This is a genomic window from Flavobacterium sp. Arc2 (genome assembly GCF_041431385.1).
Lineage (GTDB): Bacteria > Bacteroidota > Bacteroidia > Flavobacteriales > Flavobacteriaceae > Flavobacterium.
In genome coordinates this window covers 32,447-46,375 of sequence record NZ_JASMRH010000012.1, presented here as the reverse complement: position 1 = coordinate 46,375, position 13,929 = coordinate 32,447, and the positions used below count along the sequence as shown (strand labels likewise).

Annotated in this window: 15 protein-coding genes; 13 read left to right on the top strand and 2 right to left on the bottom strand. The window is 32.7% G+C overall.

Annotated features, from left to right (window positions below; genetic code table 11):
• The 9 genes from QO182_RS09980 (at position 1) to QO182_RS09940 (ending at position 8,296) form a co-directional block, all read left to right on the top strand.
• A complete protein-coding gene (locus tag QO182_RS09980) occupies positions 1–525 on the top strand; it encodes a hypothetical protein (protein ID WP_371561322.1) in 525 nt (174 codons plus the stop codon).
• Positions 526–1,010: 485 nt separating this feature from the next.
• On the top strand, positions 1,011–1,655 hold the full coding sequence (locus QO182_RS09975; RefSeq protein WP_371561319.1) for a hypothetical protein: 645 nt from the start codon (positions 1,011–1,013) through the stop codon (positions 1,653–1,655).
• A 284-nt stretch (positions 1,656–1,939) separates the two neighbouring features.
• Entirely contained in the window at positions 1,940–2,617 is a 678-nt protein-coding gene (locus QO182_RS09970; protein ID WP_371561317.1) for a recombinase family protein, read from the top strand.
• Between the two features lie 414 nt (positions 2,618–3,031).
• Positions 3,032–3,595, top strand: a complete 564-nt coding sequence (locus QO182_RS09965) for a hypothetical protein (protein ID WP_371561316.1) — start codon at positions 3,032–3,034, stop codon at positions 3,593–3,595.
• 4 nt (positions 3,596–3,599) lie between these two features.
• On the top strand, positions 3,600–5,279 hold the full coding sequence (locus QO182_RS09960; RefSeq protein ID WP_371561314.1) for a hypothetical protein: 1,680 nt from the start codon (positions 3,600–3,602) through the stop codon (positions 5,277–5,279).
• A 111-nt stretch (positions 5,280–5,390) separates the two neighbouring features.
• Positions 5,391–6,308 carry a tyrosine-type recombinase/integrase gene (locus tag QO182_RS09955; protein WP_371561311.1) on the top strand — a complete coding sequence of 306 codons (918 nt, stop codon included), beginning with the start codon at positions 5,391–5,393 and terminating at the stop codon, positions 6,306–6,308.
• 8 nt (positions 6,309–6,316) lie between these two features.
• A complete protein-coding gene (locus tag QO182_RS09950) occupies positions 6,317–7,183 on the top strand; it encodes a tyrosine-type recombinase/integrase (RefSeq protein ID WP_371561309.1) in 867 nt (288 codons plus the stop codon).
• A 46-nt stretch (positions 7,184–7,229) separates the two neighbouring features.
• Positions 7,230–7,361: a hypothetical protein gene (locus QO182_RS09945; RefSeq protein WP_371561306.1), complete on the top strand. Its 132-nt coding sequence runs from the start codon at positions 7,230–7,232 to the stop codon at positions 7,359–7,361.
• 308 nt (positions 7,362–7,669) lie between these two features.
• A complete protein-coding gene (locus tag QO182_RS09940; protein WP_371561304.1) occupies positions 7,670–8,296 on the top strand; it encodes a hypothetical protein in 627 nt (208 codons plus the stop codon).
• A 495-nt stretch (positions 8,297–8,791) separates the two neighbouring features.
• Here the strand turns inward: QO182_RS09940 and QO182_RS09935 are convergent, their stop codons facing one another.
• Positions 8,792–9,682: a LysR family transcriptional regulator gene (locus tag QO182_RS09935; protein ID WP_371561301.1), complete on the bottom strand. Its 891-nt coding sequence runs from the start codon at positions 9,680–9,682 to the stop codon at positions 8,792–8,794.
• Between the two features lie 94 nt (positions 9,683–9,776).
• Here QO182_RS09935 and QO182_RS09930 point away from each other — a divergent pair, with 94 nt between their 5' ends.
• The 3 genes from QO182_RS09930 to QO182_RS09920 all read left to right on the top strand — a co-directional run bounded on the left by QO182_RS09930 (position 9,777) and on the right by QO182_RS09920 (position 10,992).
• On the top strand, positions 9,777–10,370 hold the full coding sequence (locus QO182_RS09930) for an NAD(P)H-dependent oxidoreductase (RefSeq protein ID WP_371561298.1): 594 nt from the start codon (positions 9,777–9,779) through the stop codon (positions 10,368–10,370).
• Positions 10,371–10,372: 2 nt separating this feature from the next.
• Positions 10,373–10,663 carry a putative quinol monooxygenase gene (locus QO182_RS09925; RefSeq protein WP_371541848.1) on the top strand — a complete coding sequence of 97 codons (291 nt, stop codon included), beginning with the start codon at positions 10,373–10,375 and terminating at the stop codon, positions 10,661–10,663.
• 104 nt (positions 10,664–10,767) lie between these two features.
• Complete coding sequence (locus QO182_RS09920) at positions 10,768–10,992, top strand: hypothetical protein (protein ID WP_371541851.1); 225 nt, start codon at positions 10,768–10,770, stop codon at positions 10,990–10,992.
• Positions 10,993–11,050: 58 nt separating this feature from the next.
• Here QO182_RS09920 and QO182_RS09915 read toward each other — a convergent pair whose 3' ends face one another.
• On the bottom strand, positions 11,051–12,595 hold the full coding sequence (locus QO182_RS09915; protein WP_371541854.1) for a hypothetical protein: 1,545 nt from the start codon (positions 12,593–12,595) through the stop codon (positions 11,051–11,053).
• Between the two features lie 154 nt (positions 12,596–12,749).
• Between QO182_RS09915 and QO182_RS09910 the strand changes: the two genes are divergently transcribed.
• The gene (locus QO182_RS09910; protein ID WP_371541857.1) at positions 12,750–13,925 is read left to right on the top strand and encodes a 2-isopropylmalate synthase; all 1,176 of its coding nucleotides are present in this window, start codon (positions 12,750–12,752) and stop codon (positions 13,923–13,925) included.
• The last annotated feature ends 4 nt before the right edge of the window (positions 13,926–13,929 follow it).

Genomic DNA, 13,929 nt, shown 5'->3' with positions numbered 1-13,929 from the left:
ATGAAATTTAAAAAAGAAATTTTTTTGTTTTTTGTGCTTATAAATTTATTCATTAGTTGTAAAAAAAATCAAACGAAAGATGAAAAAGTCGCCTATTATATTGATTTATCAATACAACAAAAAAAAACAATTAGTTCGTTTAAAATTGAACCCAATGGAGAAGGTACAGTGTTAATTAATAATATATCGGGAATTAGCTCAGTTTATCAAGTCCATTTTGATAAAATTGAAATAGATAATATTACAAAAAGAATAAATGGACTTTCACTAACAAAATGTGATACTATTGATAAAAATTATAGTGATGGAATACGATACATTATGATAATTAATGATGATAAGCAAAATAGAAAAACTTTAATTAGTGGAACTTGTGAACAGCTTAAACCTTTAGATAAGTTAGTTTTATATATAATGAGCATATATGATAAGAAAGAAAAATCATTATTTTATGAAAGTTTAAAAATTATTACTCCACCTCCTTTTCCTGAAAATTTTGAAATAGAAAAAGACAATAAAAATTAAAATTCTCAAAATAATAAAAATATTGAAAAGCCATTCTATACGGAGTGGCTTTTGGATTTTATAGCATAAAAAACGTACGAAAAGGTCAAGTTTCGTACCTAGACATTCCTGTAAACGCTGGAAGACTCTGATAAATAATCAGAATCAAAATCCACACCCCACCTCCTCCCTATATCGGCTATTTTAGTACTAAATTCCCCGATTTAAACCTCAAATTACCTGCCCGTAGCACTGTAACATGTACACATTTCAACTGATTCCTTCGATGCTTCACTCGAAAATTCCACAATTTTTGAAATTCCACTAAACAATGTCTCACTTTGAAACAGTAATTGAACCATCAAAAAAAAATATTTTTGAAAAAAAAGTGCCAAAAAGCTACACTTTTCAAAGTTTGTTTGTATTTATTGTATAGATGCTTGACTAACCTCCTTGTATAGAGTTCTTGTATCTAACCAATAACGAGAGAGTAACGAACCAACAAAATGAAATATGAAAAAATAAAAGAATTTATAAAAAGTACAAAATCAAGCAAAAGCACTATTTACAGATTTTATAAAAAGAATGAAGAGCTATGGAGCGAAACCCAATTTAAAAATGGAAAACGATTCTTTCTAGTTGACCATGCAAGATATTTTGACAGCGAAATCATGTTCGATGAGAACAAAATACTACGACAAGAAAACCAGTCCATGAGAAACCTTATCGATTGTTTAGCAGATAAGACGAGTTTTCAACATACGTTCTGGCAGATGGACTGGAGTTTTTTCTTTACGGTATCCTACAAATTAGAACGTAATAAGACCAGTTGTTTTAAACAAATGCACGGACTTTATGATTATTTGAATGAAAAACATGGTACTTCAACAGAACTCAGACTATTTTTTACTACTGAACCCTTCACCAATAGAAAAGGTTATCACAACCATTTTGTGATTTACATTGAAGATAAAAAGCTCCATGAGCAGATTGTAACCGATATTCAAGAGTATTTTAGTTATGATAGAATTGACGTTGGAGCCTATGACCGATACAAAGCTGGATTGTTCTACATGTCCAAAGACGGACTAAGTGGTGAAGACTGGGATTTTATAAATAATACTACAAGCACCACAAGCAATGAGAATTAGACTTAGACTTTCTCAATTGAAACGGATACTAACATCCCAACCGCTAAAATTACCTATTAGTTTTAAAAAAGAAGATTTTACCAACCATGAATTTTCAGAGTTTCAAAAATTATTGCAATCCAAAGAACGAGGCTAATCTCCTCGTTTTTTTGTGGTTGTAGGTGACCCAAAAAAGCTGTAAACCCAGGAAATCCAGGGTTTTTCTTGTGTAATCCAAATTAGACCTGGACATTTGGAGTGTAATAAATCACAAACGGACGTTTAAGGTTTAAATCAATATCAAAATGAAAAAATTTGTAGCATATTATAGAGTCAGTAGAAAAGAGCAAGGAATCTCGGGTTTAGGATTGTCAGCTCAAAAAAGTTCAGTTGAAAAATATGTGACTTCACAGGATGGAACTATCTTAAGGAGTTTTACTGAGATTGAGACTGGTACAAATAAACGTGAACGTATCGAAATCCATAAAGCTATCCAACTGGCGAAAAATGAAGGAGCAATCCTCATAATAGCAAAATTAGACAGATTAGCTCGAAATGTGAGCTTTGTAAGTTCTTTGATGGATGCTGGTATCGAATTTTTGGCGGTAGATATGCCCTCAGCCAACAATTTCACCATCCATATTTTTTCGGCACTTGCAGAGCAGGAAGCCAAGCTTATCAGCTCCAGAACCAAGCTTGCACTTGAGGAACTTAAGAAAAAAGGAGTAAAATTAGGTAATCCGCAAAATCTAACTAGCGAAGCCAGAGCCAAGGGAGTTGATAAAATCAAAGAAAATGCCATAAACAATGACCGAAATCGACAAGCACAATCAATAATCCTCAATTGCAAAGAGAAAGAAATGAGCTATAGACAAATTGCAGATTATCTTAATCAGCTCAATTTCAAAACCAGACATGGGAATAAATTTTATGCTCCAACCGTTCTTCAATTGTATAATAGAACTAACTTATTGGCTACATAAATTGATTGATTTATCTACAAAAAAGCAAAATATTAAAAAGAAGAAATACCGTACTAATTAATAGTTAAAATTATTTTATTTTAAAATATTTAAAAAAAGCTTAATTTACTAATAAACAATTGATTAAGTGGTTTTAGTACGAAATAACTTATTTCATATAACTTGATTAAGTTACCTAAAAAAGAATGTCTAAAACATGTCATATCTTTGTCAAAAGAAATCTAAATGAAGAGATTATTGCAAGAATCTTTTCTCCATTCTAATAGCTAAAGAATGGTAAAAGAGTAGGTTGTAAAGCTAAACAACTTACTCAAAAATCAAATTTATATTACAGATGGCAGATTCGGTGCAATACCCGAGGGTGTCTTCTTGTGCCAAAAAGTTACGTGTCAAAACTTTAAAAAAATGAAGCTTATGGAAAATTTAGAAACGCTGTTCCAGTCCTTTGAAACTGGTATTAGAAGTAGTAAGGCAGAAAAGCCAAAAGACTATTTAAAGAGCATTGGACTGGATTACAACGAGCTAAGAATAGGCTTCAATTCAGGACAATTCCATCATAATAGAGAGCAAGAGTTCAAAGACAGATTCGAGGCTTTGGGAGTGCTTAAAAAGAGTGATGCAGGAGTGCGTGAAGAGACGATGATGGCATATACTGTTTTTGGGAGCTATGGACTTATTTTTCCGCTGGTGGACAAGGAAAACAGAATCGTAAACTATTTTGCTTTACGGTTTAGGCTCGAAACCCCAAAAGAAGAATACCTCAACGACCAAGGTATTTATCCAGCGTATCCCAATCCGTTGACCAAAAGGCTTTATATCGCTCCCACTGTAATGGACTGCGCCAGTTTACTGCAATCCAAAACACTGGAAAACAAAGAAGCAGTCATTGCCCTGCACAATGGGGAAATATTGCCCCAGTACCAAGAAGCCATCAAAGCCCTGCACGAATTGGAAGAAATAATAATCATTAAACGTTAAGAACATGCAAAACATAAGAACACAAATACAGAGTATAAGACCAGAATTACCCGTAAACCTGATTCAGCTTCCAGAAGGTCACAGCATGAATGATATGTGGCTTAACTACGGAGCTGATGGAATTATAGAACTCCTGCAAAATCCAAAAGGAGAAAAAACAATCCCAACACTAGAGATTCTAAGTGACTACAAAATCAGTTTCAAAGGAAAAACAGGAACTTTTTATGCGATTGGCAGTCTGCCAATGGATTTAGGAAACCTTAGAGTTTCACTCCAAATTATTGAAAAGCAAAGTCAAAAGAAACACCGAGTAAAGATAGACCTATTTGATTTTTCTAACGTACAGAACCAGTGCAGAGAACTAAGCGAAAAGCAAGGATTTGACGGGAATCAGTTGGAAGCCGATTTGATGCAGTTCACCGACCTATTGGAAGAATATAGAGAAACACTATTCAATGCTGAAATGAACCCTATAACTGACCAATATTCTCTGAAGGAACTCACGCCCCAAGCTCATGAAAAAGCAGTGGAATTCCTTTCTAAACCACGTCTTTTTGAGAGTGTGGACAAACTACTGGGACAAAGCGGAATTGTAGCAGAAGAAGAGAACAGAATACTCCTGTTTACACTAGCATCGAGCTACAAAATGCCATATTTAATGCACGGACTGGTACAAGGAAGTTCAGGAGAAGGAAAAAGCCACCTCATCAACGCTATAGCGGACTGTATGCCACAGGAAGACGTAATGAACATGACTCGAATTACCAGTAAATCACTTTACCATTACAGAGATAAAGAACTGATAAACAAACTCATTATCATTCAGGATTTTGATGGGCTTGACGAAGAAGCGCAATTTGCTTTTAGAGAAATGCAATCGGCTAAGTTCCTGACCAGTTCAACAGTGGTTAAGGACATGCTAGGGAACACCAGAGGAAAGATGAAAAAAGTAGAAGCCCATTTTGCAAGTCTTACCGCCACAACCAAAGCAGAGGTGTATTACGATAACATGAGCCGTTCCGTTGTGTTGGGAGTAGATGAAAGTAAAGAGCAAACCCTAAGAATTATCAAGGCTCAGAATCTAAAAATATCAGGTATAAACACCACAGAGAGCGAACAACAAGCCAAGCAACTCCTTAGGAATTGTATCCGAGTGTTAAAGAGTTATGAAGTCGTGAATCCCTTTGCTGATAAACTAATGCTCCCATTAGAGGCAAAGATGCTGAGAAGATTAAACAGTCAGTTTCAAAATTTTGTTTCTCAGATTACCATTTTACACCAATACCAAAGAAAGACCGATTCTAAAGGGAGATTGATAGCCACCAAAGAAGATGTGAGAAAAGCCGTGGAAATATTCTTTAATTCCATCATTATCAAAGTGGATGAACTAGATAAAAGTACCCGACAGTTTTTTGAAAATCTAAAAGGATTTGTGAGAAGCCAGACAGGAGGAACAACGCACCGTTTTACGACCCGTGAAATCAGACAGGAACTCAATATGAGTAAAACCTCAGCTTTTAAATACGTCCAAACTTTACAGGAGTTGGAATACATACAAGCTGTTGAAGGTTCACCAAACAAAGGATTTAAATATGTGATTAGCTACTGGGACAATATGGAAAAGATGAAAGCTAAAATTAAAGAAGACCTAAACAAGCAGTTAGACCAGTTGGAAATCAACTAAAAGAACACGAGAGACCCAGTAAATACTGGTGATATAATGCTAGTGTTCGCAATTTTACAGAGTGCACCTAAGCAACGTTTTGAAATGATGCTTTAAAAACCAGATAAGAAAATGAAAAAAACGATACAAACCTCAATATTTCAAAACCACCTCAACGATTACGACCGATTTGTGAAAGTTAGGAATTACAAAACAGGAAACAGTCAAATGTATCAGAATGTAGTTTTGGAATTTCTTATCTGGTTGGAAGAGTCTGGAATCACCAATATCAAGAGTGTCACCAGTAAAGAATCGGTACGATATTTTGAGTATTTAATTCTTAGACCCAAGTACCGAGGAACTGGAACACTAGCGGAGAAAACCATTAAATTCCATCTATTTGCTTTAGGATTGTTTGTACTGAATCTACTAGAAAACAAAGTCATTGACAAAGGATTTTTCATTCCAAGTTACAGCAATGCAAATCAAAAATCAAGAAATATTTTAAGTGTTGAAGAAGTTAAAACGGTGTATGAGTACTGTCAAAGCGAACAGGAACGAGCTTTGTTATCTGTAGCTTATGGTTGTGGTCTTAGACGTTCCGAGATAGAGGCTTTGGATGTAAAGGACATTCAACTCAGCTTAGGAATGCTCATTGTTAGAAAAGGAAAAGGAAACAAAAGACGTGAAGTTCCCATGAGTGATAAAGTCATTGAATATCTGAAAAAATACATCATTGAAGAACGGTATCAATTTCTTGTAGGAAAAACAGTTCTGGAAGATGCTTTGTTTGTGAATGCTAAAGGAAAGCGAACCAGTGGCGAACAACTGAATGAAATTCTTAAAAGAATGATTGAACAAACCCATAAATACGACCTCATTCAAAAGGAAATAACGCTCCATTGTTTACGTCATAGTATTGCGTACCATCTAGGAGAGAATAACGCAGGAATTGAATTTATCAGAGGTTTTCTAGGACATTCACAGATAAATACCACCTACTTATACGCTATCAAAAACAAGAAAAGAAAACCTGTAACAACATTTTAAAAATGCCTATGACAAAATTATCATTAGAATTATATCTCAAAGAGAATCTATCTATCAAAACAGCCGAAAGCTATTTGTACACTATCAATCATTTTTTAGTAACCAATCCCAAAGCCAAAAGATACACCTTTCAAAATATTGTGAGCTACATGGAAGAAGTTAGTCGCAAGCAAAGCAACATCCAGTACAGAGTTAGAATTCTATCCGCAATCAAGAAATACTATGATTTTTTAGTGATGGCTGGAATGAGAAACGAACACCCGTGCAAACAGCTAACTATCAAAAACAAACAGAATCAAAGTGTGCAGGTTCAGGATTTGTTTAGCAGTGAGGAACTGCAATTGCTTTTAACTAGAGAAAACCGCTATCAGTTCTTAGATTCGAGAAACAGTGTATTACTTTCTCTACTGATTTATCAGGGATTGACTAGCGAAGAACTGGCAGAACTAACAGTTAAAAACATTGATTTGGATGCAGGAACTATTTATATCAAAGCTTCAACGAATCAGAACCGCAGAACCTTAGAATTACTAAATAAACAAATGATAGTTTTTTCTAAGTACATCAATGAAATTAGACCTGAATTACTACGATGCGATAAGGATAAATTACTGTTAAGCAAATTAGGGAAACCTATTTCAGTTGATGGAATCCACGCAATTATTGAACCACTGAAATCATTGTTTCCAGATAGAAACCTCAACCCAAGAACCATCCGCATGAGTGTTATTTGCAATTGGCTCAACGAAAAGAAAATTCCATTGGAACGAGTTCAAGAACTTGCAGGACACAAATGGCCTGGAACTACTGAGAAATATATCAAAGTGGATAGTTTTCAACAACGGGAGTTGATAAATCGTTATTTTCCTATTTGAAAATTGACTATATTTGAGATACATAACTAACCAAAAATTTTAAATTATGGCACTTAAACCAGGACCAAAAAGAATAGCAGATTCAACAGGGAAACCTGACCAACGTCAGCGTGACAACAAAAGTACACCAGGGAATACACCCTCTTTGAAACCTTCTAAAAGTTCTACTAAAAAGTAAAATTTCGACTATTTGAATCGAAGGACTTTTAAAACGTTAGCATCATGAACCTATCATTAATTTGATAGGTTTTTTTTATTTTTATTCGTTAGGTTTATTACAAGATTACTTCTATTTTCGTAATGAAATACAAGTTCTTTGAATTATACCATGATTGATTAATCACGCTAATACGATTAGGAAAAATGTATAAAACCCTATAAGTATAAGTACAATGGCAAAGAACTCCAAGACGAGCTGGGGCTTAATTTTTCAGAGATAATGTGAAAATTATTTATGATCTTACATCATCTTTTAAAAAATAGTTCATGAATAAATTGAAATTATATTTACTGTTTTTTGTTCTCTTTTTTGTTATATCCTGCCAAAATAAATCCGAACAAGCGCCTGTAGGGGTAGTAGATTATTTACAATCATTAGAGAAGTATCCAAAAAGGCTGACAACCCATTTTCCAATAGAAAAGGAAATAAAATCTGAATATGTGTTTCATTATAATTATTTGTCAAAATATTCACCTTCACTATTAATTGTTAAACAGAAAGAATCCCAATCAATAATTGACTCATTGATTTCAGTTTCTAGAAAAATAATATACTCAGATACGTCATATTATATTGTAAATAAGTATCTTAGAGAATCAAACATATTGAGCATCACTAAAAATTATGAGCAATTTAAAACACAAATAAAACATAAATCTGCAGTGCCAATACCTAATTTTTATACATTAAGTGATTTTGATGAAAATAGCTATAACTTGTTAAATAAATCATATTCAATATATTTAATTGAAGCGGAGTCTAAACAGTGTTGTTCTGAAAAATTTCATGAAGGTTCTTGGCATATGCCTGATGACTGGAAAGATGGATTTAGTAGAGGATATGCAATCAATTTAGAAAATAATTCTGTTATTTATTGGTTAGTGATTTGGTAATAGCTCAAAATAAAATTTAAGAATTTATTTCCAGTGTACGAGGAGCCAGCTCATGAGCAAATAGTAGTTTCGTCGTAAAATAAGTTTACATATTTAGATGTAAAACAATTTCACGAGCAATTTTTGAGCTACGGTAGCGCTCCCGTAAAATACATTAAGGAATTAATGCTGAAAGCGACTAAAAAGTAAATCAAATTCAGCATTTCGTTATTTTTTAATTCTAGAAAGAACCTAGTATCCAATATATGATTATAAACATAATGACTGTTCCTACGCAACCGCAACCCATTTTTTTTGCTCCGTAACCCGCAATTATTGTTTTAAAGAATCCGTTCATGGCTTTAAGTATTTGATTAGTTTTTCTTTTTTTATTAAAAATAATCTATTCTTTTATACAAATGATTGGTACAATAATATGTTGATATAAAAACATCTAATTTTGAAACACTACTGTTGTACAAAGATTACAATTTGCCAAAGGATAGTTATTAACTATTATAATTCTAGAAACAACTTTTTAATTAAGGCAATCTCTTTTTCGTACATCGTTTTTTTTCTGGTTGCAAAATAGAGAATGTTTTTTAAAGGTATTTTTCCTTCCCAAAGGAGTTTTATCTGATTGCTTTCAATTTCTTTTTTACATAAAAAGTCAGGAACGACGGCAACTCCTTTACCACTGCTAAGGCAGCGTATAATTGAGTTTATATTAGGAACAATATAATTAGGTCTAAATTCAGGGTATTTATTGAAACTCAATTGCCAGAAACGTCGCAGGTGTTCCATGTCTCCAGTAGTACCGTACCATTTTTGTTGTTTCAACCAATTTTCAATGGCCTCCATGTTCTCTTCTTTTGCGATAGCATTGAAGGCGGTACTATCAATTTCATTTCCACCTACCAAAACAATCGTTTCTGAAGAAAACTCCTGATATTCAATACCATTTTTAACTACCATTTGTGGCGTAATAATTAAATCTAAAATACCTTTTTCTAATCTGTCTACCATCTCAGGGTATTCACCAAATTGAATGATAACATTAAAAGGTAAGGTGGAAATATATTGTTCTAAAGTAATTTGAAAGGTTTCAAAACACATACCAATACTTATTGTTGGCGTGTTTTTCTCCGTACTTCTTTGAAAGTTTTTTTCTGCTTCTTCTAGTTTTGAAAGCGGTTCGATTATAAAATTATAGAGCACTTTCCCTCTTTCTGTGGGGACCATTTTCCTCCCCGTACGGTCAAAAAGTTTGTAACCAACATAATTTTCTAAGGAACTCAAGTGCAAACTCACTCCAGGTTGTGAAATAAAAAGTGCTTCGGCAGCATTTGTTAATGTTCCTGTTTTATAAACTGCTTTAAAAGTGCGATACCATTCTAAATTGACCATAACTATTATAATTATGATACAAAGGTATGAATTATGTTATTTTAATAATAGAAGTATCCGTTTTATCTTTGCATTATAAATTTAAAGAAACAACATGAAGAAAATATTTATAATAAACGGAGGTCAGAAATTTAGTCATTCAGGTGGACGCTTTAATGAGACTATCGCTAATGCCACAGCTGATTTTTTTCATAAACATGCCGATTTTGAAGTGAAATCAACCAATATAAATGATGATTATGATCCTGCTCAGGAAGTAGAAAATTTTGTATGGGCTGATGTGATTATTTACCACACACCAATTTGGTGGATGCAATTGCCTTTTGGATTCAAGAAGTACATAGATGTAGTTTTTACCGAAGGTCATACTAAGGGAATCTATAAAAGTGACGGAAGATCCTCTGCTAATCCGACCATTAATTACGGAACAGGAGGAATGCTTCACGGTAAAAAATATATGGTAACTAGTTCTTGGAATGCTCCAAAAGAAGCTTTTACTTTACCAGGGGAATTCTTTAATCAACATAGTGTAGACGAAGGGGCTTTATTTGGCTTTCACAGAATGAATGCTTTTACGGGTATGCTACCTTTAGAAAGTATGCATTTTCACGATATAGAAAAAAATGCCGATGTTGAAAAAGACCTAAAATCCTATAATGATCATTTAACAACACTCTTTATAAATTAATTATGAAAATACATTTGACAGTTATCTTAAAAAGTAAAAAACAAAACGTTTCTAGCTTGCGTGAAGCATTACTTGATTTAGTTCAAAAAAGCACGCAAGAAAAAGCATGCTTACAATATGATTTACATCAAAATAAAGACGATGAAACCGTTTTTATCCTTCATGAAACGTGGGAAGATGAACAAGGATTAGCGCTGCACAATAATCAAGTATATCTAAAAGATTTTTTTGAGCATTGTAAAGTTTTATTGGATGAAAAGCCAACAGTGTTTAGTACAAATCATTTAGCTTAAAACTATTTTTGTTTTTTATAAAAGCTACATTTATTATAATTTGGGAACTATTGTTTGATAGTGTAATTTTGGAGAAAATTAGAATCTAAAAATTGATTTCACAAATGAAGCCGTTAAATGAAAAATTAATACTAAAAGATGCCACAATAAATAAAGTTCAATTTGATAAAGAATGGTTTTATAAACTGGACGATATCGCATTTTATTTAAACGAAGATTTAACAGAAGTGGAAACCATTTATTTACCCATTACAATCGAAGGAGAAGAAGAGTTAGTAAAATGTTGTTCTTTTGAAGACATAATTAGAGCAAGAAAAGAATTGAAATAATACAAAAAATAAAGAGTCGGTCTAAAATCTAATTTTGGACCGACTCTTTATTATATAACTAGCGATTAATCAGTTTTGCTTTCTCTCTGATAATATCGGCAATTTTTCTGTTTTCAATTTTACTTTCTAGCCATGAGATGATGTCTAAATAAAGGAATGCCCTTTTTTCGTAGGTGTTTTTTTCCAATTCAATAAAACGTTCTCTCATTTTTATAAACTCTTTCTTAATGTCACTTGGATAAAACGAATTTAAGTTTTTCATGAATCGAATGATTTCTTTCTGCACTTCATGCATGTCATTCATTTTCAATAAGAATTTATAGGTACTTTTTAATTGGGATTCTAAATTAAAATCTTTCCCCATTTCGTAAATTTCTATCAGATAAAGAAGTCGTGCAAAGCACATCAAATCCTCTCGCATCGTCAAATTTTTATTGTTGATGATCTTCTCTAAATAATAAATGGATTCTGCATACTTTTCAGTACCAAAATAAATACAGGCAATTTTATAATAAAACATCATTTCGTGATGTTCATCAAGATGTTCACTATGTAATTTAATTTTATCTAGTACTTCAGGAATCAGGTATTCACTTTCTTCAAAAGTACCTTCTAGTATGTGGTAATTCAGTTTGTTGTTATAAAGATATAGGAAAGACAGTGAAGCAATATTGTCATTTACCGGAAAACGAGGATCTTGTATCGTCTCTTCTAATTTTAACAGGTATTTTTTAAATTTAGATTTGTATTTCAACATAAATAAGGATTCCAGTAGATAATGGTTTCCTTTTATGAAAAATACTGGATTTAAGTAAATCATATTTGGGTTGTCATAAAATAAGGTCACCCATTTGTAGGCATATTTATAACTCCCTACAAAATCCTGAATTAAAAAACTATGCCATAAGTTAGCATTGTAAAACCAATATTTTTCACGAAATCCAAATTTGTCCTCATCAAATTTAGCGATATGTTTATGGAAATAATTGTCAATATACTGCTGGTCTTCATCACTTTTTACGTAGCCAGTTTTAAGCATGATGCCATAAAGCTGTAGCGATAAGTTAGATAACTTACTTGAAATAGTGTTTTTATAGTTTAACTCCTTAGCTTGGATTACTAATTCATCTGCCCGTCCTTGAATACTTCGGGTTATATATTGTGACTCAATTAATTTTTCAAATTCGACAATTTCAAAGGCCATGTACTTCTCATCGTTTTCTAATGCCTGGATTTTTGTCTTATCCAATAATTTTAAACTCTGCTTGTACAATCCTTTATTGTATAGAATACTAGCAAAATCAATTTGTTCTCTTAGCTGATAACGAATGTTTTGACTCGGTATATTCAATCGAATACTCACTAGAATCTGTTTGTATAGATACGATTTTAGGTTCGATAACTGTACCTTTTTGATGATGCCACTTTTCAATATAAGTTTTTCATCATAGACTTCAGATTTGTCTAAAATATTGAATAATTCGATAAATTTTGTGTTCGAACTAGTTTCAAGTCGACTCGCAAAAATCTTAAATTGTCTTTTTTCTGATTTAGATAAGGATTTTATCAATACGAATAAAAAATCTTTTTGATGGTTAGCCATTGTATAATATAGGAGCTTAAATGTATGTATATCAATAGTTTACAAAGTTTTTATTGTCTTTATAAACAGTATATTTCATTAAATTGAGTTTTATATAACGCTAATGAAATCTAAATTTGTTACTGAGACGTGAAATTACATTAAAAAAATGAAAATGAATAGAGAGAAAGTCCAAATATTTGATACTACTTTAAGAGATGGGGAACAAGTTCCTGGATGCAAATTAGATACCAAACAAAAACTCGTTATAGCAAATCGATTGGATGAAATGGGTGTTGATATAATCGAAGCTGGATTTCCTGTTTCAAGTCCTGGAGATTTTTTGTCCGTTTCTGAAATTAGTAAAATTGTAAAAAACGCTACTGTTTGCGGATTAACAAGAGCAGTAAAAAATGATATCGATGTTGCAGCAGCAGCTTTAAAATATGCCAAAAGACCACGTATTCATACTGGAATAGGTACTTCTGAATCTCATATTGTACATAAATTAAATACAACAAGAGAGGATATAATTGTTAGAGCAAAGTTTGCAGTTGCTCATGCTAAATCTTATGTGGAGGATGTAGAGTTTTATGCTGAAGATGCGGGAAGAACTGACAATGAATTTTTAGCTCGAGTCTGTGAGGAAGTCATTAAATCAGGAGCAACGGTGTTAAATATACCAGATACGACAGGATACTGTCTGCCTGAAGAATACGGAGCAAAAATAAAATATTTACGTGAAAACGTAAAAGGTATTGAAAACGTTATCCTTTCTTGCCATTGTCATAATGATTTAGGAATGGCAACTGCTAATTCAATTGCAGGAGCGGTAAACGGTGCCAGACAAATTGAATGTACCATTAATGGGATAGGAGAAAGAGCTGGAAATACAGCACTTGAAGAAGTGGTAATGATTTTCAAACAACATCCTTACCTGAATTTATATACTGATATCGACACTAAACAATTAAACGAAATGAGTCGTTTAGTTTCTGAAAGTATGGGTATGATAGTACAGCCTAATAAAGCTATTGTAGGAGCAAATGCTTTTGCACATAGTTCAGGAATTCATCAGGATGGCGTTATTAAAAATAGAGCTACGTATGAAATTATGGATCCTTTAGAGGTTGGTGTTAATGAGTCCTCCATTGTTCTTACAGCAAGAAGTGGTAGAGCAGCATTGGCTTATAGAGCAAAAAAAGTAGGTTACGAACTTACAAAAGTACAGTTAGATATAGTGTACGTTGAGTTTTTGAGATTTGCTGATGTAAAAAAAGAAGTAATTGATGATGATATACATCAAATTATTGAAGCTTGTAAAATAGAAAGTGATTTAATAAGAAGTTAATAAC